Origin of the sequence: Natronocella acetinitrilica (genome assembly GCF_024170285.1) — a bacterium.
Classification (GTDB): Bacteria; Pseudomonadota; Gammaproteobacteria; order Nitrococcales; family Aquisalimonadaceae; genus Natronocella; species Natronocella acetinitrilica.
Window position 1 is genome coordinate 274,717 of sequence record NZ_JALJXV010000008.1, and the last position, 20,223, is coordinate 294,939.

The 20,223-nt window shown below is 61.3% G+C and carries 24 protein-coding genes; 21 read left to right on the forward strand and 3 right to left on the reverse strand.

Annotated features, from left to right (window positions below; all coding sequences use genetic code 11):
* The first annotated feature begins 31 nt into the window (after positions 1 to 31).
* From J2T57_RS16960 to J2T57_RS16980, 5 genes are read left to right on the forward strand one after another with little or no spacing between them, the layout of a single operon-like run.
* Positions 32 to 670 (forward strand): MotA/TolQ/ExbB proton channel family protein, encoded by a 639-nt coding sequence (locus tag J2T57_RS16960; protein WP_253481749.1) that lies wholly within the window; start codon positions 32 to 34, stop codon positions 668 to 670.
* Positions 667 to 1,086: an ExbD/TolR family protein gene (locus tag J2T57_RS16965; RefSeq protein ID WP_253481752.1), complete on the forward strand. Its 420-nt coding sequence runs from the start codon at positions 667 to 669 to the stop codon at positions 1,084 to 1,086. The genes J2T57_RS16960 and J2T57_RS16965 overlap by 4 nt, the downstream gene beginning before the upstream one ends.
* Positions 1,087 to 1,126: 40 nt before the next feature.
* Entirely contained in the window at positions 1,127 to 2,152 is a 1,026-nt protein-coding gene (gene lpxK, locus J2T57_RS16970; protein WP_253481755.1) for a tetraacyldisaccharide 4'-kinase, read from the forward strand.
* Positions 2,149 to 2,907: a 3-deoxy-manno-octulosonate cytidylyltransferase gene (kdsB, locus tag J2T57_RS16975; RefSeq protein ID WP_253481758.1), complete on the forward strand. Its 759-nt coding sequence runs from the start codon at positions 2,149 to 2,151 to the stop codon at positions 2,905 to 2,907. The genes lpxK and kdsB overlap by 4 nt, the downstream gene beginning before the upstream one ends.
* A 33-nt stretch (positions 2,908 to 2,940) precedes the next feature.
* The gene (locus tag J2T57_RS16980) at positions 2,941 to 3,432 is read left to right on the forward strand and encodes a low molecular weight protein-tyrosine-phosphatase (RefSeq protein WP_253481761.1); all 492 of its coding nucleotides are present in this window, start codon (positions 2,941 to 2,943) and stop codon (positions 3,430 to 3,432) included.
* Between the two features lie 83 nt (positions 3,433 to 3,515).
* Here J2T57_RS16980 and rne read toward each other — a convergent pair whose 3' ends face one another.
* Complete coding sequence (gene rne / locus J2T57_RS16985; RefSeq protein ID WP_253481764.1) at positions 3,516 to 6,416, reverse strand: ribonuclease E; 2,901 nt, start codon at positions 6,414 to 6,416, stop codon at positions 3,516 to 3,518.
* A 376-nt stretch (positions 6,417 to 6,792) separates the two neighbouring features.
* Between rne and J2T57_RS16990 the strand changes: the two genes are divergently transcribed.
* Both J2T57_RS16990 and J2T57_RS16995 read left to right on the forward strand, forming a co-directional pair.
* Positions 6,793 to 7,764, forward strand: a complete 972-nt coding sequence (locus J2T57_RS16990; protein WP_436262715.1) for an RluA family pseudouridine synthase — start codon at positions 6,793 to 6,795, stop codon at positions 7,762 to 7,764.
* Positions 7,761 to 8,756, forward strand: coding sequence for a S49 family peptidase (locus tag J2T57_RS16995; RefSeq protein WP_253481767.1), 996 nt, complete (start codon positions 7,761 to 7,763; stop codon positions 8,754 to 8,756). Before J2T57_RS16990 ends, J2T57_RS16995 begins: the two co-directional genes overlap by 4 nt.
* A 17-nt stretch (positions 8,757 to 8,773) precedes the next feature.
* On the opposite strand, the gene J2T57_RS17000 is transcribed toward J2T57_RS16995, so the two are convergent.
* On the reverse strand, positions 8,774 to 9,361 hold the full coding sequence (locus J2T57_RS17000) for a Maf family protein (RefSeq protein WP_253481787.1): 588 nt from the start codon (positions 9,359 to 9,361) through the stop codon (positions 8,774 to 8,776).
* A gap of 112 nt (positions 9,362 to 9,473) precedes the next feature.
* Between J2T57_RS17000 and J2T57_RS17005 the strand changes: the two genes are divergently transcribed.
* The 12 genes from J2T57_RS17005 (at position 9,474) to J2T57_RS17060 (ending at position 19,416) form a co-directional block, all read left to right on the forward strand.
* Positions 9,474 to 10,019 carry a YceD family protein gene (locus tag J2T57_RS17005; RefSeq protein ID WP_253481790.1) on the forward strand — a complete coding sequence of 182 codons (546 nt, stop codon included), beginning with the start codon at positions 9,474 to 9,476 and terminating at the stop codon, positions 10,017 to 10,019.
* A 19-nt stretch (positions 10,020 to 10,038) separates the two neighbouring features.
* Complete coding sequence (gene rpmF, locus J2T57_RS17010; protein ID WP_253481793.1) at positions 10,039 to 10,221, forward strand: 50S ribosomal protein L32; 183 nt, start codon at positions 10,039 to 10,041, stop codon at positions 10,219 to 10,221.
* A gap of 133 nt (positions 10,222 to 10,354) precedes the next feature.
* Positions 10,355 to 11,389 (forward strand): phosphate acyltransferase PlsX, encoded by a 1,035-nt coding sequence (gene plsX, locus J2T57_RS17015; RefSeq protein ID WP_253481807.1) that lies wholly within the window; start codon positions 10,355 to 10,357, stop codon positions 11,387 to 11,389.
* Positions 11,386 to 12,357, forward strand: a complete 972-nt coding sequence (locus J2T57_RS17020) for a beta-ketoacyl-ACP synthase III (protein WP_366519124.1) — start codon at positions 11,386 to 11,388, stop codon at positions 12,355 to 12,357. The genes plsX and J2T57_RS17020 overlap by 4 nt, the downstream gene beginning before the upstream one ends.
* 34 nt (positions 12,358 to 12,391) lie before the next feature.
* Complete coding sequence (gene fabD / locus J2T57_RS17025; RefSeq protein WP_253481813.1) at positions 12,392 to 13,324, forward strand: ACP S-malonyltransferase; 933 nt, start codon at positions 12,392 to 12,394, stop codon at positions 13,322 to 13,324.
* 59 nt (positions 13,325 to 13,383) lie between these two features.
* Positions 13,384 to 14,130 (forward strand): 3-oxoacyl-ACP reductase FabG, encoded by a 747-nt coding sequence (gene fabG / locus J2T57_RS17030; protein WP_301289479.1) that lies wholly within the window; start codon positions 13,384 to 13,386, stop codon positions 14,128 to 14,130.
* A 109-nt stretch (positions 14,131 to 14,239) separates the two neighbouring features.
* Positions 14,240 to 14,479, forward strand: coding sequence for an acyl carrier protein (gene acpP, locus J2T57_RS17035; protein ID WP_253481818.1), 240 nt, complete (start codon positions 14,240 to 14,242; stop codon positions 14,477 to 14,479).
* 160 nt (positions 14,480 to 14,639) lie between these two features.
* Positions 14,640 to 15,881: a beta-ketoacyl-ACP synthase II gene (fabF, locus tag J2T57_RS17040; RefSeq protein WP_253482004.1), complete on the forward strand. Its 1,242-nt coding sequence runs from the start codon at positions 14,640 to 14,642 to the stop codon at positions 15,879 to 15,881.
* Between the two features lie 10 nt (positions 15,882 to 15,891).
* Positions 15,892 to 16,746, forward strand: a complete 855-nt coding sequence (gene pabC / locus J2T57_RS17045; protein ID WP_253481829.1) for an aminodeoxychorismate lyase — start codon at positions 15,892 to 15,894, stop codon at positions 16,744 to 16,746.
* Positions 16,743 to 17,756 carry an endolytic transglycosylase MltG gene (mltG, locus tag J2T57_RS17050; protein ID WP_253481839.1) on the forward strand — a complete coding sequence of 338 codons (1,014 nt, stop codon included), beginning with the start codon at positions 16,743 to 16,745 and terminating at the stop codon, positions 17,754 to 17,756. The genes pabC and mltG overlap by 4 nt, the downstream gene beginning before the upstream one ends.
* Positions 17,756 to 18,400 (forward strand): dTMP kinase, encoded by a 645-nt coding sequence (gene tmk / locus J2T57_RS17055; RefSeq protein ID WP_253481842.1) that lies wholly within the window; start codon positions 17,756 to 17,758, stop codon positions 18,398 to 18,400. Before mltG ends, tmk begins: the two co-directional genes overlap by 1 nt.
* Positions 18,397 to 19,416 carry a DNA polymerase III subunit delta' gene (locus J2T57_RS17060; protein WP_253481845.1) on the forward strand — a complete coding sequence of 340 codons (1,020 nt, stop codon included), beginning with the start codon at positions 18,397 to 18,399 and terminating at the stop codon, positions 19,414 to 19,416. Before tmk ends, J2T57_RS17060 begins: the two co-directional genes overlap by 4 nt.
* Here the strand turns inward: J2T57_RS17060 and J2T57_RS22485 are convergent.
* Positions 19,316 to 19,549: a malonyl-CoA decarboxylase domain-containing protein gene (locus tag J2T57_RS22485; RefSeq protein ID WP_366519126.1), complete on the reverse strand. Its 234-nt coding sequence runs from the start codon at positions 19,547 to 19,549 to the stop codon at positions 19,316 to 19,318. The genes J2T57_RS17060 and J2T57_RS22485 overlap by 101 nt on opposite strands.
* Between J2T57_RS22485 and J2T57_RS17065 the strand changes: the two genes are divergently transcribed.
* Both J2T57_RS17065 and J2T57_RS17070 read left to right on the forward strand, forming a co-directional pair.
* A complete protein-coding gene (locus tag J2T57_RS17065; protein WP_253481848.1) occupies positions 19,445 to 19,669 on the forward strand; it encodes an AMP-binding enzyme in 225 nt (74 codons plus the stop codon). The genes J2T57_RS22485 and J2T57_RS17065 overlap by 105 nt on opposite strands.
* Before the next feature lie 185 nt (positions 19,670 to 19,854).
* Positions 19,855 to 20,223 carry a PilZ domain-containing protein gene (locus J2T57_RS17070; protein ID WP_253481866.1) on the forward strand — a complete coding sequence of 123 codons (369 nt, stop codon included), beginning with the start codon at positions 19,855 to 19,857 and terminating at the stop codon, positions 20,221 to 20,223.

The following is a 20,223-nucleotide window of genomic DNA, read 5'->3' on the forward strand; positions in this document are numbered from 1 at the left end:
CCCCGGCGCTCAGGAAGGAGGGACAGGCAACGTGTGGGAACTGATCCAGGCCGGCGGATGGTTGATGGTGCCTATCATCGGCTGCTCGCTGCTGTCGCTCGCAATCATCGGCGAGCGCTTGTGGACGCTGCAGCGCAAGCGCATCATTCCATCGCATCTGGTCGCGCAGGTCTGGCACCTGTTCAAGAACAAGCAACTCGATGCCGCACAGATTCGCAAGCTGCGGGAGTCCTCCCCGCTGGGGCGAGTTCTGGCCGCGGGGCTGATCAATCTCCACCACAGCCGCCCGATCATGATGGAGAGCATCGAGGATGCCGGTCGTCACGAGGCCCACGCGCTGGAGCGGTTTCTCAATACCCTCGGAACCATCGCCTCGATCACGCCATTGCTCGGCCTGCTCGGGACGGTTATCGGCATGATCAAGGTGTTCAGCGCCATAACTGCACACGGTGTTGGTAACGCCCCGGTACTCGCTGGTGGTATATCCGAAGCCCTCATCACGACCGCGGCTGGCCTCACAGTCGCCATTCCCTCGCTGATTGCCTACCGGTACTTCCGCGGCCTGGTGGATCAGTTCGTGGTGGAGATGGAGCAGGAGGCATTGAAGCTCGTCGAGGTGGTGCAGGGGCAGCGTGAGCGCAGCGCACTCGATGAAGAGGGCAAGGCGTGAACCTGCGTCACCGCAGACGTGAAGATCCGGAGATCACGCTGACTCCGCTGATCGACGTCGTCTTCCTCATGCTGATCTTCTTCATGGTCAGCACCACGTTCATGCGCCAGGCGGACCTGGAATTGACACTGCCCGAGGCCAGTCGTGAGCCTGGCGAGCAGATCGTCGAGCCCATAGAGCTGGCTATCAATGCCGAGGGAGAGTTCTTCATCAATGGCCGCGCACTGGTGAACAACCAGGTAGATACGGTGCGTCGCGGCCTGCTGCAGGCCCGTGAAGACACGCCGGATGCACCACTGGTGATCCGTGCCGATGCCAGAACGCCGCACCAGAACCTGGTCATTGCAATGGATGCGGCGAGCCAGGCGAATATCTCGCGGTTGTCCATCGCCACGGTTCCCCAGGAGCAGCAATGAACACGGCACTCGTGAATGCGCTCCCGGTGGAAAGCCCTTCGTGAGCGGCTTTCCGGACTTCTGGCTGCATTCCGGCCCACGCACGCTTGCCTTGTTGCCATTATCGTGGCTGTACCGTGGCGTGATGCTCTGCCGTCGTCTGGCCTACCGTTTCGGCTTGCGCAAGCGCCATCAGCTAGCCGTCCCGGTCATGGTCATTGGCAACATCTTTGTTGGTGGTACTGGCAAGACACCGTTGGTCATCTGGATGACCCGTTACCTTCAGAGCATGAAGCGTCGGCCCGGCATCATCACGCGGGGTTACGGCGGGCAGGCTGAAAAGTGGCCACAGCTTGTCGAGCCCGACAGCGATCCTTACGAAGTCGGTGATGAACCGGTGCTGTTGGCCCAGCGAACGGGTTGCCCGGTGGTGGCAAGCCCCAACCGTGTGGAGGCTGCCGAAGCGCTGCTTCACCAATTCGGCTGCGATGTGATCGTCTCTGATGACGGGCTGCAGCACTATGCCCTCGCCCGGGATCTCGAAGTCGTGGTGATTGATGCCGCCCGCGGACTCGGAAACGGCCATTGCCTGCCCGCCGGACCCTTGCGGGAACCGCGCAGGCGGCTGAGAGGGGTGGATCTCGTGGTGGCCAACGGGGGGCCGTCCTGGATCACCCACTACTACTTCACGTTGAAGCTCGACAAGGCACATGCACTCAGTAGTGACACCGTGTGCGATCTTGGCAGCTTTTCCGGGTCGCAAGTGCATGCCGTAACGGGTATCGGCAACCCGGATCGCTTCTTTGCCGCGTTGAGGCGTTTCGGTATCGAGGTGATTCCCCATCCATTCGCCGATCACCACCCGTTCACCAAGCGCGATATCCTGTTCGATGATGAGCTGCCAGTGCTAATGACAGAAAAGGATGCGGTGAAGTGCACGCGTTTCGCGGATTCGCGCCACTGGGCCGTGCCTGCCGAGACCGTACTCACCGCCGAGACCGAACGCATGCTGATTTCTCGTGTTCGAGCTGGACTGGATCGGTTTCGGAAGCGCCACAACCATGGAAAGACCGGGGCTGACACATGAGCAAGTCCTTCATGGTGGCAATCCCGGCACGTTACGGTTCAACCCGATTCCCGGGTAAGCCGCTCGCGCCTATCGCCGGTCGGCCGATGATTCTGCACACCTGCGATCGGGCAAGGGAAGCAGGTGCAGCTCGTGTGGTCGTCGCGACAGACCATGAGGAAATCGCCGGTGTTTGTACGGATGCAGGCCATGAAGTCATCATGACCTCGGCCGACCACCAGTCCGGTACCGATCGGCTTGCCGAGGTGGTCACAACGCTGGCCTTGGCTGATGATGAGATCGTCATCAATCTCCAGGGTGACGAGCCACTGATGCCACCGGATTTCATCCGGCGTCTGCATGCCCGCCTATCAGAGGCAAGCGAAGCCCGTATGGCCACACTGGTTACGCCCCTTGCCACTGCCGGGGAGTTGCATGATCCCAATGTGGTGAAGGTGGTCATCAACCGCTTGGGCGAGGCCCTCTACTTCAGCAGAGCACCTATTCCCTGGGACCGGCAGAACGCAGGCCGTCCCGCCAGTGTCCAATGCTGGTACCGACACCTCGGTATTTATGCTTATCGGGTGGCATTCCTGCGGGACTATCCGACGATGCAGGCACCAGAGCTGGAACGGATCGAAAGCCTTGAACAGTTGCGCGCGCTCTGGCACGGCGAAACAATTGTCACCGCGAGGGTGGAAGGCGATACCGGCCCGGGAATCGACACCCCCGAGCAGCTGCATCTCGCTGAAGCGGCGCTGACACGTCTGCGCTGAGTTCCACCCGAGACACAGAGGAGGACCTGATGCATGGCGAATGGTGAACTGGTTCGCGTGATATTCGTCTGCATGGGCAACATTTGCCGTTCACCGACGGCGGAGGGTGTGTTCAGGCACAAACTCCGGCAGACGGGACTTGCAGACAATGTCGAGACTGATTCAGCGGGCACCCACGCCTACCATGTGGGCCGGCCGCCGGATCGACGGTCGCAACAGGAGGCCCTGCGCCACGGCATAGACATCAGCGATCTTCGAGGACGACAGATCAGTGCTGGCGACTTCGATTACTTCGACTGGATCATCGCCATGGACAGTCACAACCTCGAAATTCTTCTGTCGTCGGCTCCGACTGCCACCCATGGGCGGATCCACAGACTGCTGGATTTCGCCCCGGATGTTCCAGCGGGCGATGTGCCGGACCCCTACTACGGTGGCAAAGACGGATTCAGGCACGTGTTCAGCCTGGTCGATGCGGGTTGTGACGGATTGCTCGCGAGGGTCAGTCAGCAGATCAAGCGCTGACGGCGTCAGCTGGGACTGGGGCCGGCCTCGCCACCGAGTGCGTGGCCGACCCCCGTTACTAGTGTCCCGAAACCGCTAAATGATTACGGCCGAGTCGGCTTCTCCTTTTCGTCGCCGTCTCCATTGCCGTTGTCGTCACCAACTCCCACTTCGGCAGGTTCCTCGAAAGCAGTCTTCTGCACCTGCTGCTCCCGTGACGCCGCCTCCTCGGGGGGGTGTTCACTCTCGGGGCGCCTTGCCTGGCCGGTGTCCGGTTGAGCCTGCTCGGCAGTTTCCTGCTTGGGCTCGTCGGTGGATGCAACAGGAGCAGGTTTTTCCTCGGCCTGGGTCACAGGCTCCGCCGCTGCTTTCACTTCCACCGCCGGTTGGCTGGCCTCGACCTCTGACTCCCTGGTGGGCATGGATTCCTGCTTCGCTTCGGCGGCAGGCATCGGAGCGGGAGCAGGAGCCGAAGCTTCAGGCGCTGGGTCTTCCCGATTCGCCACCTCTTCCTGAGGTGTTGCCACTGCAGGAATTCTTGGCCGGCCATCGCGCATACGGGGATCCCGGGGTTTCGGCGTCTGCTTTTTCGTTTCCGTGTCTTTTGCCGAGTCCGGCTCTACCGCCTCAACATCCTTGGCAGGGGCGGGCACGGGAGCTGCAGCAGGAGCCGCAGCCGGAGTCGATGAGGCTGAGACCGGGGCGGATTCCGTCTGATGATCACCAGCCTTGGAAGCATTGGAAGGTTGCGCTTCCTGATCACTGGAAGCGCGGCTTTCGCTTCCCTCCTGGCCAGACTCAAGATTCTGCCCGGTTTCCTGAGTCTGATTCTCGTCCTGGCGGGCCCCGTTGCCACGACGACGTCGGCGACCACCACGACGGCCGCGTCGGCTACGACTGCGGCTACGCTCGCCGTCGTTATCCTGCTCATCGTTGGCTGATCCCGTGTTAGGGGCGGTGGCCTTCGGTTCCTCGGCTTCCGTCGAAGTTTCCTTCACTTCGGCAGGGCGCTGCTGGCGTACAGGCCGACGTGGGCGTCGTCCGTCGTCCGCCGTCGCTGACTGCGACTCTGATTTCTTCTGCGGCTTGTCGTCCTCAGCCTTGCTGGTGCTTCCATTCGCCTGACGATCGCCACCGGAGGCACGCTGTCCGCCGCGACGACCGCCCCGCCGACCGCGCTCTCCACCAGTACCGCGGTCCCCACCTTCGCTGCGTCGGCTGCCGCCGCGACGGCGCCTGTTCGAACCGCCGTCCTGGTTGTCTTCCTGGGGCTCCCGATCTGCCGTGTTGGCCGGTTCACTCTTGAACAGGGAGCCCAGCCAACCAAGCAATCCACGGGACGACTGGTGGCCCTCGTTGGCAGGTGCTGCAACCTGGCTGGTCTGTGGGATCGTTGACGGTGGGGCGGGAGCCGGAGCGACGGCTCGCACCGCCGGCTGTTCCGGACGCGGCGGCTCTGCAAGCGCCGGCGTTACGGTCTCCGGTTCTTCGGCAGTCGGCAGTTTGTAACTGACGTCGTCCGCGGAGTCGTCGTCGCCCCGCACACGCTGCACAGTGTAGTGAGGTGTTTCGAGCGTGCGATTGGGTATCAAAAGGACCTGCACACCGTTCCGACCCTCAATGGTGGAGACGGCGCTGCGCTTTTCGTTCAGCAGGAAGGTGGCAACATCTACCGGCACCTGTGCCACCACCTTCGCCGTCTTCTCCTTCATCGCTTCTTCCTCGACGATGCGGAGTATCGACAGCGCCAGCGACTCGACGCCACGCACGGTGCCCTGGCCGTTACAGCGCTTGCAGACTTCCTGACTGGCTTCCCCGAGAGAGGCTCGCAGCCGCTGGCGTGACATCTCCAGCAGGCCGAAACGCGATATTCTGCCGACCTGGACCCGCGCGCGGTCCATCTTCACCGCGTCCCGCAGTCGTTGCTCGACCTCTCGCTGATTGCGGTTGGGGCCCATGTCGATGAAATCGATCACGATCAGGCCACCGAGGTCACGGATTCGAAGCTGGCGGGCGATTTCGTCCGCGGCCTCGAGATTCGTGTTCAGCGCCGTCTCCTCGATATCGCTGCCCTTGGTGGCGCGCGCCGAGTTGATGTCAATGGAGATGAGTGCTTCGGTGTGGTCGATGACGATGGCGCCACCAGAGGGTAGCTGCACCTGCCGGTCGAAAGCGGACTCGATCTGGCTCTCGATCTGGTAGCGCGTAAACAGCGGAACCGTGTCTTCGTAGAGCTTCACCTTCGGCAGGAAGTGCGGCATCACCTGTTGCACGAACTCCTGTGCCTGCTGGAAGACGCCGGCGTCGTCGATGAGGATCTCGCCCGTATCGGCACGCAGGTAATCCCGCAGCGCACGGATGATGAGGTTGCTCTCCTGGTAGATCAGGAAGGGAGCAGGGCGCTCGTCGGCCGCTTTCTGAATCATGTCCCAGAGCTGGAGCAGGTAGTTGAGGTCCCACTGCAGTTCTTCGATGTTGCGACCGACGCCGGCAGTCCGGACGATCAAGCCCATGCCTTCTGGGACGTCGAGCTGCCGGAGGGCATCCCTGATCTCGTCTCGCTCCTCGCCTTCTATGCGACGCGATACGCCACCAGCGCGGGGGTTGTTGGGCATCAGGACAAGGTAACGGCCAGCAAGACTGATAAAGGTGGTCAGCGCGGCGCCCTTGTTGCCACGTTCTTCCTTGTCGACCTGGACGACGACTTCCTGACCTTCCTTGATGACATCCTTGATGGAGGACTTGCCGTCACCGCCATTACCATTATGGTAGCTCCGGGCAATTTCCTTGAAGGGGAGGAAACCGTGCCGTTGCCGATCCGATCCGTATTGGACGAAGGCGGCTTCGAGGCTGGGCTCTACGCGGGTGATTTTACCCTTGTAGATATTGGACTTTTTCTGCTCCCGTGATGGGGATTCGATGTCAAGGTCATAAAGCTTCTGACCGTCCACCATCGCAACCCGAAGTTCTTCGGGCTGCGTGGCATTGATTAGCATTCTTTTCATGCAGGATCCGTCTCCAACGCTCGACCATGCGGGAAGTCAGACGCGAGTCGGGTTCGGTCACTGCGGTTCGGGCGTCGGGCAATGGCCGTACGCCGAGAGCGGTCAGCTGCTCCAGAAGGAGCGCTGAAATCCGCCATACCAGCATGTTTGTCAGGACCGCTCGGGCTGCGTGCATGGGAGCGTTTTCTCTAGGGCCGGCGTTGGCCGGCGACATATCAAGTAAACCACCCGCACCTGCGAGTGATCCGAAACTGATGCGCTTTTGCCGTTTTTGCCCGCAAGCGCCTGATTGTTCTGCTGCGCTGCGATAAAACGTGGCGTCAATATAGCAATGTTGACGGAGACCGGCAATCACGGTCCTGTTATCATCCCCATCGTGAAAACGCCCGACGCCGGTACGACCATGTCATCCCCCACCGTACGCAAGCTTTCAGTGGGTGCTGCTGCCGAAGGGCAGCGCATCGACAATTTTCTGCTGCGTGAATTGCGTGGCCTCCCGAAAACGCGCTTGTACCGCCTGCTGCGTAAGGGCGAAATTCGTGTGAACGGGGGACGGGTCAAGCCGGTCTATCGGCTCAAGGCAGGCGATGAACTGCGATTGCCACCCTTGCATGGACTTGCCGGGAAAGCATCCGTGTCGGTCCCGCCAAAGGTGCTGGAACGCCTCCGCGCGTGCATTATTCATGAGGACGATGATCTGCTCGTCCTCGACAAGCCCTCGGGCCTGGCCGTGCATGGTGGGAGTGGCCTTGCATTCGGGGTCATCGAGGCGCTGCGAGTCCTGCGGCCTGAAGACAGGCAACTCGAATTGGTGCATCGCCTTGACCGTGAGACCAGCGGCTGTCTGCTCGTTGCACGGCGGCGCAGTCATCTTCGGGAGTTGCATGCCCTGATTCGCGACGGGGGTCTTGAGAAACGCTACCTGGCCCTGGTAGCAGGTCGGTTGCCACGCGGCGCTACACCAGTAGAAGCCGAGCTTGACGTCGACCATCGACAGGGTGGCGAGCGCACCGTGCGCGTGGTGCATGAGGGCAAGGCAGCGCGAAGTGTGTTTCGCCGCTTGCGTACGTTCGATGACTGGAGTCTGGCCGACGTGACCATCGACACCGGGCGTACGCACCAGATTCGCGTGCATGCCTCGCATATCGGGCATCCGCTGGCCGGCGATAGCCGCTACGGTGATGAATCGGCGAACGGGCGGCTTCGCAAGGCAGGTTTGAACCGGCTTTTCCTCCATGCCAGCGCGTTGACCTTTACTGACGCCAAGGGGCGGGAGAGACGATTTGAAGCACCGTTGCCAGTGGACCTGGCAGCGGTAGTCGACACCTTATCCGGAGACAAGCAATGAGCATTTGGAATCGGGAATCCAGCAAGGAGGCAACGTCCCAGGGCAACTCACCCATGCAGGAGCGATGGGAAAGACAGGTCCTGCAGGACATCGCCCTGGAAGGCATCAAGGAACGGCGTCGGGCCCGGCGCTGGGGCATCTTCTTCAAGCTCGCCTTCCTGGCTTATCTGCTGCTTCTCGTCGTGTTGGTACGGGATTGGGATTTCGGCCTCGGTGGCGATCCTGCTCCATCAGCGCACACCGCCGTGGTTCGTGTCGATGGTGCCATCGCACCGGGTGGCGATAACTCCGCGCAGAATATCATCCGTGGCCTGCAAAATGCCTTCGATCACGAGTCGACACGGGCGGTGGTGCTGCATATCAACAGTCCCGGTGGCAGCCCGGTGCAGTCCGCCCAGATCAATGATGAGGTCCAGAGGCTGAAGGCGATGCATCCGGATATCCCGGTTTACGCCGTCGCTGACGACATGTTTACGTCCGGTGCCTATTACCTGGCAGTGTCGGCGGATGAAATCTACGTGAGCCCGGCAACCCTGATCGGGTCCATCGGCGTCCTGTTCAATGGCTTTGGCGCGGAAGAGGCGATCCAGCGGCTGGGCATCGAGCGTCGGCTCTACACGGCGGGCGAAAACAAGGCATTTCTCGACCCGTTCTCTTCTGCTGATCCTGACGATGTGGCCTGGCTGCAGGATCTGCTCGATGACATCCACCAACAGTTCATCTCTGCCGTCCGGGACGGTCGTGGTGACCGACTCAACGGGGACGATAGCCTGTTTTCCGGACTCGTCTGGAACGGGGAGCAGGGCGTGGAACTCGGGCTTGCCGATGGTCTGGGCAACCTCAATTACGTTGCCCGCGAGGTCGTCGGTGTGGACGAGTTGCGGGACTTTACGCCCCGTCGCTCTTTCCTGGATCAGTTCGGCAGCCGTCTGGGGGCCAGCGTCTCGAACGCCGTTCTGGACGCCCTGGGTGGGAGACAAGGACTGCAGTAGGGCGGGCGAAGGTTGCGTCAGGGCAGCTGCAAGCCGGCCTGGCGCAACAATCGACACAGTGCAATCAGCGGCAAGCCGACGAGCGCTGTCGGGTCGGAGCCGTCCATGCTCTCGAACAGGGTGATGCCGTAGGCTTCCGAGTGAAAGCTTCCCGCCGCATCCACAGCCGGCTCGCGCTCCAGGTAACGCTGAACCGCTGCGTCATCCAGGGTCCGGAATCGGACCCGGAAAGTAACGACGTCGCCGCAAGCCTCATTGGCATCCGTATCCAGTAGGCAAACGGCAGTGGTGAACAGCACGGTTCGCCCGGAAGCCGCCAAAAGCTGCTGATGCGCGCGCTCCAGCGTGCCGGGTTTGCCGAGAATCTCGCCGTCTCGAACGCAGGCCTGATCGGAACCGATGATCAATGCGCCCGGATGGCGCTCGGCGACGGCTCGCGCCTTTTCCTCTGCCAGTCGAGCAACGTACGCTGCCGGCGACTCCGACCTGTGCGGGGTTTCGTCGATCTCCGGCGAGTCGGCCACGTAGTCGAGCCCGAGTCGATCCAGCAATTGTCGTCGGTAGGGGGAACTCGAGGCGAGGACCAGGGCTTTTCTCTGAGGCATCCATAGACTCCATTGGCGGAACAGGTGACACGTCTGCGGCGATAATGCCAGTGCGTCGCCCGGTTTCCCACCGCGTCAGGGCTTTTTGACAGGCTGGAACCTCACGGATAATATGCGCGGCACAAAAGAACAGGTTGCCATGACGTCGTTGTCTCCCCCCGCTACTGTCGATGTGGCCCGCTGGCTCGACCAGCGACGGGAAGTACTCGGCGTTCTGCCTGTTGCAGGCATGGCCCGGCTGTGTGAGTTGCTGACGGATGACCGTGGCAGCGTCGACGTTGCCCTCAAGCTTGGCAGAGACATCGGCCGTCGCCCCGTGATCAGTGGCGAGTTGCACCTGAATGTATGGCTGTTATGCCAGCGCTGCCTGCAGGCTTTCGAGTGGCGCGCGACACTGCCGGTCAGTATCGGTATTGTCGCATCGGAAGCTGAAGCGGAGGCCTTGCCGGAGAGTCTCGACCCGCTGATTGTCGATGACGGGGAGCTTCGCCTGCATGCGCTGATAGAAGATGAGGTCATTCTGGGCTTGCCCATTGTTGCCCGGCATCCGGATGAAGTGGGTTGCCTGAAGGCCCCGCGCAGTAAATCTCAGCCCCAGGCTGAGAGCAAACCGAACCCTTTCGCGGCGCTGGAATCACTCAAGCGTCGCGACGACTAGATTTTTTCAGGAGAAGAAGATGGCTGTTCAACAGAATCGGAAAACACGGTCCAAGCGTGGCATGCGGCGCGCCCATGATGCCCTGAAGGGTGCCGCTGTGTCGGTGGACAGCACCACGGGTGAAACCCACCGTCGCCATCACATCACGCCCGACGGTTACTACCGTGGTCGCAAGGTCATGGAGACCGGCGGCGAAGAATAATCGGCTCGCGCCGCGTGGCGGCACCGGCCCGCGCCAGTCGGACCGGAGGAAGACCCGCGCTCGCTGAACGTCGCGCGCGGGTTTTTGCGTTCACGGCTGGGCCAGACGATCTTCGACAGGCGGTCGATTCAGCATGACAACCTACAATGCGACAATCGCGCTCGATGCAATGGGGGGCGATCACGGCGTCAGCGTCGTGGTTCCCGCCGCTGTCGGCATCTGCCGCGAAAACCCCCGTGTCCGCCTGATCCTCGTAGGCGACGAGGCCGCGATCGACGCTGAGCTTGCCAGCGCCGGCGCCCAACGCAGCGAGCAGCTCGTCGTCCGTCATGCCTCGCAGACCGTGGCCATGGATGAGTCCCCGTCCCAGGCCTTACGCCTGAAGAAAGACTCCTCGATGCGCGTCAGCATCAATCTGGTCAAGGAAAACGAGGCCGATGCGTCTGTCAGCGCAGGCAACACCGGGGCTCTCATGGCCACCGCGCGCTATGTGCTGAAAACTCTTCCGGGTATCGATCGCCCCGCGATCATTACCACCATCCCCTCGATCGGCGGCTACACCCGCATGCTGGACCTTGGCGCAAACGTGGACTGTTCCGCCGAACACCTGTTCCAGTTCGCGGTCATGGGCTCTGTTCTTGCTGAAGCGCTGGACGGGATCGAGCAGCCCAGGGTCGGCCTGCTCAATATCGGCGAGGAAGACATCAAGGGTAATGATCAGGTCAAGCAGGCGGCCCGCATCCTGTCCACGCAAGATGGCTTGAACTACATCGGCTATGTCGAGGCGGACGGCATCTACAGTGACGATGTGGATGTGGTTGTCTGCGATGGGTTCGTTGGCAACGTGGCTCTGAAATCCGCCGAGGGAGTTGCGTCGATCATCAGCCATTATATGCGCGAGGAATTCCGCCGGAACCTGTTCACCAAGCTGGCCGGGTTGATTGCCATGCCGGTCATCCGCCGCTTCCGCTCTCGTATTGACCCGCGGCGCTACAATGGTGCAAGCCTGCTCGGATTGCGTGGTATCGTGCTGAAAAGTCACGGCAGTGCCGATGTATACGCCTTCCAGCGGGCGATCAAGACCGCCGTGCTCGAAGCCGAAAAGGCGGTGCCGGCGCTGATTGATCGTCGGCTTGATGAAATGCTCTCGGAAAGGCCCGACAAGTGACCTACTCGCGCATCAGTGGCACAGGCAGTTACCTGCCCGACAGAATCATGACCAATGCCGAACTCGAGGCGCTGGTTGATACCACGGACGCCTGGATTCAGGAGCGCACCGGCATACGCGAACGGCGTATCGTCGCGGAGGGACAGCTGTGCAGTGATCTGGCGATTCGCGCCGCCCGTGCAGCCATGGAGTCCGCCAACGTTCAGCCCCAGGATATTGACCTGCTGGTGCTGGGCACCTGCACTCCCGATCAGATCTTCCCGAGCACTGCTTGCCTGGTGCAGCATGCCCTTGGCATGCGTCCCGGCAGTGTTGCATTCGACGTCGCCGCCGCCTGCTCCGGATTCATGTACGCACTGGATATTGCCGATCGGTATATCCGTACCGGTGGAGCGCGGCGCGCGCTGGTGATTGGTGCCGAGACCATGAGCCGGGTCCTCAACTGGAAGGATCGCGGCACTTGCATACTCTTCGGCGATGGTGGCGGGGCCGTGGTGCTTGAGGCCGCAGAAGAGCCGGGCATCTACTCCAGTCACTTGCACGCAGACGGTCAGTACGAGGAACTGCTCACCGTTCCCTGGGGCGTCAGCCAGGGTCTGGAATGCGCGACTCCGGAGTCCGGCAAGATTACGATGCGGGGCAATGAGGTGTTCAAGTTTGCCGTGCGCACGCTCGGCCAGATGGTGGATGAGACCCTCGCTGCCAACAACATGACCCGCAACGACGTGGATTGGCTGGTCCCCCACCAGGCCAACATTCGCATCATCCAGGCGACCGCAAAGAAGCTGGGTATGTCGATGGATCAGGTGATCCAGACCGTGGCGTACCACGGCAACACGTCGTCAGCATCGATTCCCCTGGCGCTGGATGAGGGCATTCGCGACGGGCGCATCAAGCGCGGTCAGATGCTGCTGCTGGAGGCTTTCGGGGGTGGCTTTACCTGGGGTTCGGCGCTGATCCGTTACTAGGCGGCGCGCGCCACCAAAGGGAGACAGAACTGCGATGAATTCGAAACTTGCCATAGTTTTTCCCGGCCAGGGCTCGCAATCCGTGGGCATGCTTGCCGCCCTGGCGGCGGAGTATGCAGTCGTTCGCGACACGTTTGCCGAAGCGTCGGACGCCCTCGGGGAGGATCTCTGGACGTTGACCCAGGAAGGCCCCGAGGATCGACTGAATCAGACGGACATCACGCAACCCGCCATGTTGGCGGCAGGTGTTGCGGTGTGGCGCGTCTGGCGTGCCCAGGGTGGCTCTGAGCCCGCGATGCTGGCGGGTCACTCGCTTGGTGAATACACAGCCCTGACCTGTGCCGGCGCGCTGGACTTCAGTGAGGCGATTTGCGTGGTGGCGGATCGTGGTCGCTTCATGCAACAAGCGGTTCCGGCGGGCGAGGGTGCCATGGCCGCGGTTCTGGGCCTGGATGATGATGCGGTGCGAAAGGTCTGCGTCGAAGCCGCCCAGGGTGATGTGGTCGAGGCGGTGAATTTCAACGCGCCGGGCCAGGTGGTGATTGCCGGATCCCGCAGCGCAGTGGAGCGAGCAATCGAGGCGGCAACCGCTGCTGGCGCCAAACGTGCCACTGCATTGCCTGTCAGTGTGCCGTCCCACTGCAGCCTCATGCGGCCGGCGTCTGATGCCCTGGCTGAACGACTCAAGTCAGTGGCCATTGCCACACCGCAGCTGCCCGTGCTGCACAATGTGGACGTTTCAATCGCTAGCAGTCCGGACGCCATTCGTGAACGCCTGGTCGCTCAGTTGCACAAGCCGGTGATGTGGGTGGATACCGTGCGTCGCATCGGTTCGGACGGGGTCGAGACCCTGATAGAGTGCGGCCCGGGCAAGGTGCTCGCCGGTCTGACCCGACGCATTGAACGCGGCCTGCAGGGCGTATGCGTGCAGGATCCGGACAGCCTCAACAAGGCGCTGGCGGGTTAAGGTGCTCACCGCGACTGGCTGTGCCGTCGCCGTGTCTGAACTATAAACGGAGGATGAACATGTCTGACGCAAGCCCCCGGGTCGCGCTGGTAACCGGTGCCACCCGAGGCATCGGTAAGGCGATTGCTCTCGCGCTTGGCGCGCAGGGCGTGACGGTGGTCGGCACTGCGACCAGTGACAATGGCGCGAAAGCCATCTCCGATTATCTGGCAGAAGCCGGGGTGGCGGGTGAGGGCCTGCGCCTGGATGTCACGTCCGCCGATGATGTGGGCACCGTGGTGGCCGCTGTCACCGAGCGGCACGGTGTCCCTACGATCCTCGTCAACAACGCCGGCATCACGCGGGACAACCTGTTCATGCGGATGAAGGACGACGAGTGGGACAGCATTATCGACACCAATCTCAGCTCGGTCTATCGCGTGACCAAAGCCTGTGTGCGAGGCATGATGAAGGCCCGTTGGGGGCGCATCATCAATATTTCTTCAGTGGTGGGTTCAACCGGCAATCCTGGTCAGGTGAACTATGCTGCGGCAAAGGCAGGCATGCAGGGTATGACGCGTTCCCTGGCGCGGGAGCTTGGCAGCAGGGGAGTTACCGCCAATTGCGTGTCGCCGGGCTTTATCGATACCGACATGACTCGCGCACTGGCCGACGCTCAGCGTGAAGAACTTGCTAATCAGATCCCATTGGGCAAGCTGGGTCAGCCGAAACATATCGCGGCGACGGTGGCCTTTCTGGCATCGGATGCGGCGGAATACATCACTGGGGAAAACATCCACGTAAACGGTGGCATGTTCATGCACTAAATCGGGGCACGTGAGCGGGTAATTTCCCGCTATGGCAACCGCAAGCCTGTTTTCATAGAATACGCCGGCAGCGTCGTCTAGACCGGCTCAAATCAGGAGAAAGTATCTTATGAGCAGTATCGAAGAGCGCGTCAAGAAGATCGTTGTCGAGCAACTGGGGGTCAAGGAAGAAGAAGTCACGTCTGAAGCGTCCTTCGTTGACGATCTGGGCGCCGACTCTCTGGACACCGTCGAACTCGTCATGGCACTGGAAGAAGAATTCGAGTGTGAAATTCCCGACGAAGAAGCGGAGAAAATCACCACGGTACAGCAGGCAATCGATTACGTGCAGAATCATCTCGGCCAATAAGACCGATCGTCCGAATGATATGCAAACTCGAGAAGGGCGTCGGTTAAGGAGACACTGATTTATTCACGCGCTCGCGGGCGTGCGAAGAGATCAGTGTCTCCTTTAGAGCCGGCTCCCTTCTCGAGTTTTTTGCATGCACAAAGCGAGTGAGGACAAGCTCTTGAGCAAGCGGCGCGTTGTGGTCACTGGTCTCGGCATCATTTCGCCGGTGGGCAATTCCATCGACGAAGCCTGGGGTAATATCCTGGCCGGACAGAGCGGTATCCGGCCGATTACCCGCTTCGATGTCACCAAGTTTTCAACCCGGTTCGGTGGCACCATCGAGAATTTCGATGCGGCGGATTACATCAATGCCAAGGATGCCCGGAAGATGGATCCGTTCATCCATTACGGGATCGCGGCGGGTGCCCAGGCCCTAAGCGATAGCGGTCTGGAGGTCACCGAAGCCAATGCCGAGCGTATTGGTGTCGCGGTGGGCTCGGGCATCGGCGGCATCAACTGGATCGAAAACGGTCACAAGAGTTATCTCGATGGCGGCCCACGCAAGCTGTCGCCGTTTTTCATACCCGGGGCCATCATTAATATGGTGTCCGGCCATTTATCCATTATCTACGGCCTGAAAGGTCCGAATATTTCCATTGTCACCGCCTGCACCACCGGCACGCACAATATCGGCGAAGCGGCACGCATGATCGCCTACAACGATGCGGACGTCATGCTGGCGGGCGGCACCGAGTTTTCCACAACGCCTACTGGCCTTGGTGGCTTTGCAGCGGCACGGGCGCTGTCTTCACGCAATGAAGAACCCACGCTTGCAAGCCGCCCGTGGGACAAGGGCCGTGACGGCTTCGTGCTCAGTGATGGCGCGGGCGTGTTGATGCTCGAGGAATACGAGCATGCCAAGCGGCGTGGGGCGCGGATCTATGCCGAACTTGCCGGGTTTGGCATGAGTGGTGACGCCTATCACATGACGCAGCCATCGGAAGGTGGCGAAGGCGCGGCCCGTTGCATGGCCAGCGCCTTGCGGGATAGCGGCATCAATCCCGAGGAAGTCGACTACATCAACGCTCATGGCACTTCCACCCAGGTGGGGGATGTGGCTGAGACACTGGCGGTAAAACGGCAGTTCAAGGATCACGCCTCGAAACTCGCTGTCAGTTCCACGAAATCCATGACCGGGCATCTGCTGGGCGCCGCAGGCGGTGTCGAAGCGGTGTTTTCGGTGCTTGCGATTCGGGATCAGGTTGCGCCACCCACCATCAATCTTGACGACCCTGAGACCGATTGTGACCTGGACTATGTACCTCACACGGCGCGGGAAATGAAAATCGACGTCGCACTGTCGAACTCGTTTGGGTTCGGCGGCACCAACGGTACGTTGCTTTTCCGCAAGCCGGCGTGAGCAGGCGCGCATGACTATGCGCAGGCTGATCAACGGAACCCCCGATCAGGTGCTAGAGCCCGCCGATCGGGGGTTTATGTATGGGGACGGACTGTTCGAGACCATGCTCTGGTCGAACGGCGTCATTCCGCTCTGGACCCACCACATGGAGCGCCTGCAGGACGGTTGTTCCAGGCTTGGGTTGACCAGCCCCGACGAAACGCAGATCGCGCAGGATCGGGAGCAGCTTTGCCAAGGCGAACCCAGCGGTGTCTTCCGCCTGCAGATTACTGCCGGGGTTGGCGGTCGGGGCTATGCGCGCCCGCCAGTACCGAAGGTGACACGCGTCGCTGCTTTCACGCCGGTGCCACGTTATCCTCTGGCGTACTGGCGGGACGGCATCGCTGTACACCGTTGTCGGATGCGCTTGTCCCGGCAGCCGTTGCTTGCCGGCTTGAAGCATTGCAATCGCCTGGAATACATCCTCGCCCGGGGTGAATGGGAACACCCGGACTTTGTGGAAGGACTATTGCTGGATCAGCAGGGGCATGTGGCAGAGGGCGTGCAGAGCAATACGTTTGCCGTCGTCGGCGACCGCCTACTCACCCCGACGCTGGTGGATTACGGTGTTGCCGGCGTGATGCGGGGCTATGTTCTGCGTCTGGCAGAATCGGTTGGCCTCCGACCGCAAACAGGACGCTTCTCCCTGGGCACATGGTTGCAGGCAGATGAAGTGTTCATGACCAACAGCTTGATCGGCATCTGGCCGGTCAGACGCATCGGCGATAGCGAGATCCCACTGGGGCCTGTGAGCATGAAACTACGTGCAGCGCTTCTGGCTGCGGGGATCGGGCTAGAGAGTATTCTGGAACGGGGAGTCGTGTGAAAAGGGTTCTTTTGACGTTGACGCTGTTAGTCGTGGCCGTGACGGCTGCGGTTGGTGGATACGTGGTCTACGACTATAACCAGTGGCTTGAACGGCCGCTGGTCGAGTCAGAGTCGGCGCAGCCCCTGATTGTGGAACCGGGCACATCATTCCGGGGTCTGCTGCGGCAACTTGAAGACGAGGGCATCCTTGATCAGCCCCGTTACTTCGAATTCCTGGCGCGGCAAAGCGACAGGGCAGGGCGAATACAGGCAGGGGAGTATCTGATTCCCGCAGGCGCTACCGCTCCGCTGTTACTCGATCGCCTGGTGCGAGGCCAGGTTGTCCAGCATCGCTTCACCATGATCGAAGGCTGGACATTCCGGCAGTTGCGAGCAGCGCTTGAAGCAGATCCGCGCATCGTCAACACCATAACCGAGCTCGATGACGCTGCCGTGATGGAGCGACTTGGCAAGCCGGAGGAGCATCCCGAGGGGTGGTTTCTGCCGGAAACCTACAGCTTCACGCGTGGAACAGATGACCTCACCCTGCTCAGGCGAGCCCTGCGGGCCATGGAAGAGGAATTGCAACTGGCATGGGATAACCGGCAGGAGGGGATTCCTCTGGAGTCCCCATACGAAGCCCTGATACTGGCGTCCATCATCGAGCGGGAGACGGGCAAGCCTGAGGAACGTCGCAAGGTGGCTGGCGTGTTCACCAGACGGTTGCAGTTGGGCATGCGATTGCAAACGGACCCTACCGTGATCTACGGCATGGGCGACAGCTATGACGGCAGGATACGGCGCCAGGATCTGCGAACCGATACGCCCTACAACACCTATACCCGTCACGGGCTGACACCCACGCCGATTGCCATGCCCGGTGCAGCCTCGTTGCGTGCCGCGGTGGATCCGAAGGACGGCGAGGAGTTGTACTTCGTGTCCCGTGGCGATGGCAGCCATCATTTTTCGGTGACGCTGGATGAACATAACCGCGCCGTTCGACGCTATATCCTGGGGCAGGACAACTGATGACCGCCGCTCGTGGACGCTTCATTGTTCTGGAGGGGATCGAGGGGGCCGGCAAGAGCACGGCAATGGCCAGCGTGCAGAGCCTGCTTCAGGGACTTGGTTATCGCCTGGAAGTGACCCGGGAACCCGGCGGGACGGATCTGGGTGAATCGATACGGGAACTGCTGCTCACGCATCGTCGTGACGGCATGCATGACGACACGGAAGCGCTACTCATGTTTGCTGCCCGGGCGGAGAACCTGGCGAGGCGAATCCGTCCCGCGCTGGAGCGGGGCGACTGGATACTGTGCGATCGCTTTACCGACGCGACATACGCCTATCAGGGAGCCGGACGAGGGCTCTCCATGGAGCGTATTGCTGCGCTGGAGCAATGGGTACAGGGCGACCTGCGTCCCGATCTGGTGCTGGTCCTGGACGTGCCAGCGGACGTGGGACTGGCCCGGGCTGCCTCCCGCGGTGGGCCCGCCGATCGCTTTGAATCTGAGCAGTGGGAGTTCTTTGAGCGTGTTCGGGCCTGCTATCTGGAGAGGGCCGCCCAGTCGCCAGAGCGTTATCGTGTCGTCAATACCGATCAACCCATCGAACAGGTACGCGCTGACGTTGAGCTTGCCGTTTCCGGCTGGTTGGCGGAGGTGGGGGAGTGATCAGCAACCTCCCGGTCTATCCGTGGCAACAGCGCCAATGGGAGCGCCTGCGTGCGCCCATGGCAGCGAATCGGCTGCCCCATGCGTTGCTGCTGGCAGGGCCACCAGGCCTCGGGAAAGCCGCGTTTGCCCGGGGGCTGACTCAGGCGCTGCTTTGCAGCGCGCCAAACGAGCATGGGGCTTGCGGCGAGTGCAAGAGTTGCCTGCTGAATGCGGCTGGTAACCATCCTGACGTCTATCTGGTCGGGCTCGAAGAAGACAGTCGTGTACTCAAGGTTGATGCTGTTCGTGCGCTGGCCAACTTCGCCACGCTGAAAAGCCAGTTCGGCGGGCGCAAGGTTGGCCTGATTCATCCTGCCGACAGAATGAATACCAATGCCGCCAATAGCCTTTTGAAAACGCTGGAAGAGCCCCCGTCCGGGGCAGTGATCATCCTGGTGGCCGACCGCTCCGCCAGACTGCCGGCAACGGTGCGTAGTCGTTGTCAGCGAATAGATTTCCAGCCGCCGGACAGGGAAATGGCCGCGGTCTGGCTCGGCCAGCAAGCTGATCTTGGTCAGGAACGCGCGGACCAGCTGATGCTGCTCGCCAACGGCGCGCCTTGCCGTGCCATTGAACTCGCAGAGCAGGGGGCGGACGTTGCCTGCGAAAAGCTGGTTCAGCAGCTATTGCAACTGAAGGCGCGACGGGCATCACCGGTGGAAGTCGCCGCCGGCTGGGGCAAGGACACCCATGGGCTGTTGCTTGATCTGCTGATCGTGACCGTGCAAAGCCTGATCAGACAGGAAAGTGGTGCAGAAGCCCTACACCCCGCAGGCCAGGCCTTGGATAGGCTGCGGGGCAAGCTGGATGTTCTTGCGCTGCATGAGTATCTGGATTTTCTCTATTCGATGAATGCCCTGACGGATCGCGCCCTCAACCCTCAGCTTTACGCAGAGGACCTGTTCCTGCGCTGGTCCGACGCCTGCCGACCGAGTCTCGCACACGGGTGTCGGAGCTATCCGCAAACGGATTGATCTGCTCCAACCGTGCGCCGTTACCTAGATGAAAACGACCGACCGGATCGGCCACCGTGCCGCGTCGTTTGTTGCCGTGGTCGTTCGAGAACCCGATGGCCCCGTAATTGATGAGTCTCAGGTGATCTCGCAGTTGAAGGCGGAGTTGGCTGGTTTCAAGGTGCCCAAGGCCGTGCATTTCATGGATGAGTTGCCTCGCAATGCCATGGGCAAGGTCCAGAAGAATGTGCTGAGGGATCAATTCGGTGCGTGACCGCGTAGCCCCCGGCGATGCCGCAGTGGCCGTTGCGCGGCATCGCCGGTATGCATTGGCTGTGACGTAGTTTGAAGAACGAGAACCCCGGTTGGCTATCCTTGTGGCACATGGGTATGTTGAGGGCAATGACAGGCCATGGCCATGCCGGGCGAACGTCGTAGTCGCTGCAACCACTGGAGATCATGACCTTGGAACAGACCAAGCGCCCGGGAGCAGGCAGGCAGGGGATTCTCTCCCTGACCATCAAGGACAAGCACGCGCTTTACGCGGCCTACATTCCATACATCAAGAATGGCGGGCTGTTCGTGCCCACGAGCAACACCTATCGCCTCGGCGATGAGGTGTTCATGCTGCTCAGCCTGATGGAAGACGCGGAGAAACTCCCGGTGGTCGGGAAAGTGATCTGGGTGACACCGCGGGGCTCCCAGGGCAACCGCACCGCCGGCGTGGGGCTGCAGTTCGGCGAGAAGGATGGCGCACCGGCGCGCAGCAAGATCGAAACCTACCTTGCAGGCGCACTGGAATCCGACCGGCCAACCCATACAATGTAG

Bases quoted from the DNA above. Each gene is read 5' to 3' on its own strand.
- kdsB (WP_253481758.1), top strand. From the start codon at position 2,149: ATGAGCAAGTCCTTCATGGTGGCAATCCCGGCACGTTACGGTTCAACC.
- tmk (WP_253481842.1), top strand. From the start codon at position 17,756: ATGACCGCCGCTCGTGGACGCTTCATTGTTCTGGAGGGGATCGAGGGG.
- J2T57_RS16995 (WP_253481767.1), top strand. From the start codon at position 7,761: ATGAGCATTTGGAATCGGGAATCCAGCAAGGAGGCAACGTCCCAGGGC.
- rpmF (WP_253481793.1), top strand. From the start codon at position 10,039: ATGGCTGTTCAACAGAATCGGAAAACACGGTCCAAGCGTGGCATGCGG.
- plsX (WP_253481807.1), top strand. From the start codon at position 10,355: ATGACAACCTACAATGCGACAATCGCGCTCGATGCAATGGGGGGCGAT.
- fabD (WP_253481813.1), top strand. From the start codon at position 12,392: ATGAATTCGAAACTTGCCATAGTTTTTCCCGGCCAGGGCTCGCAATCC.
- acpP (WP_253481818.1), top strand. From the start codon at position 14,240: ATGAGCAGTATCGAAGAGCGCGTCAAGAAGATCGTTGTCGAGCAACTG.
- pabC (WP_253481829.1), top strand. From the start codon at position 15,892: ATGACTATGCGCAGGCTGATCAACGGAACCCCCGATCAGGTGCTAGAG.
- rne (WP_253481764.1), bottom strand. From the start codon at position 6,416: ATGAAAAGAATGCTAATCAATGCCACGCAGCCCGAAGAACTTCGGGTT.
- J2T57_RS17005 (WP_253481790.1), top strand. From the start codon at position 9,474: ATGCGCGGCACAAAAGAACAGGTTGCCATGACGTCGTTGTCTCCCCCC.
- J2T57_RS17000 (WP_253481787.1), bottom strand. From the start codon at position 9,361: ATGCCTCAGAGAAAAGCCCTGGTCCTCGCCTCGAGTTCCCCCTACCGA.
- fabG (WP_301289479.1), top strand. From the start codon at position 13,384: ATGTCTGACGCAAGCCCCCGGGTCGCGCTGGTAACCGGTGCCACCCGA.
- J2T57_RS17065 (WP_253481848.1), top strand. From the start codon at position 19,445: ATGAAAACGACCGACCGGATCGGCCACCGTGCCGCGTCGTTTGTTGCC.
- J2T57_RS16980 (WP_253481761.1), top strand. From the start codon at position 2,941: ATGGCGAATGGTGAACTGGTTCGCGTGATATTCGTCTGCATGGGCAAC.
- J2T57_RS17070 (WP_253481866.1), top strand. From the start codon at position 19,855: ATGACCTTGGAACAGACCAAGCGCCCGGGAGCAGGCAGGCAGGGGATT.